1 tRNA gene and 1 rRNA gene are annotated in these 356 nt (G+C 43.8%); both read left to right on the top strand.

Annotation, left to right across the window (positions count from 1 at the left end):
* Window positions 1-84: 84 nt before the first annotated feature.
* A 5S ribosomal RNA gene (gene rrf / locus CSGHG_RS19270) occupies window positions 85-202 on the top strand.
* A 6-nt stretch (window positions 203-208) separates the two neighbouring features.
* A tRNA-Ile gene (locus CSGHG_RS19265) sits at window positions 209-285 on the top strand.
* Window positions 286-356 lie beyond the last annotated feature (71 nt).

The following is a 356-nucleotide window of genomic DNA, read 5'->3' as shown; positions in this document are numbered from 1 at the left end:
CTCTGAAAAAATATTTTAAATTAGTATTGACAAATATCAATTTAAAATATAAAATAAAAAAGTAGTTTAAAGAAGCTATTTAAATCTGGTGATGATGGTTTAGAGGGTAACACTCCTTTCCATTCCGAACAGGCAAGTTAAGCCTCTAGACGCCGAGAGTACTGCACGGGAGACTGTGTGGGAGGGTAGGTTGTTGCCAGGTAAGCAAGGATCTTTAGCTCAGTTGGTTAGAGCAACCGGCTCATAACCGGTAGGTCCGGGGTTCGAGTCCCTGAAGGTCCACCATATTTGGGGGTATAGCTCAGTTGGGAGAGCACCTGCCTTGCACGCAGGGGGTCAAGAGTTCGAATCTCTTT

The sequence above is a fragment of the Clostridium senegalense JC122 genome (assembly GCF_000285575.1).
GTDB lineage: Bacteria > Bacillota > Clostridia > Clostridiales > Clostridiaceae > Clostridium_J > Clostridium_J senegalense.
The sequence above is the reverse complement of the archived record's forward strand: the minus strand, read 5'-3'. Positions and strand labels throughout refer to the sequence as shown.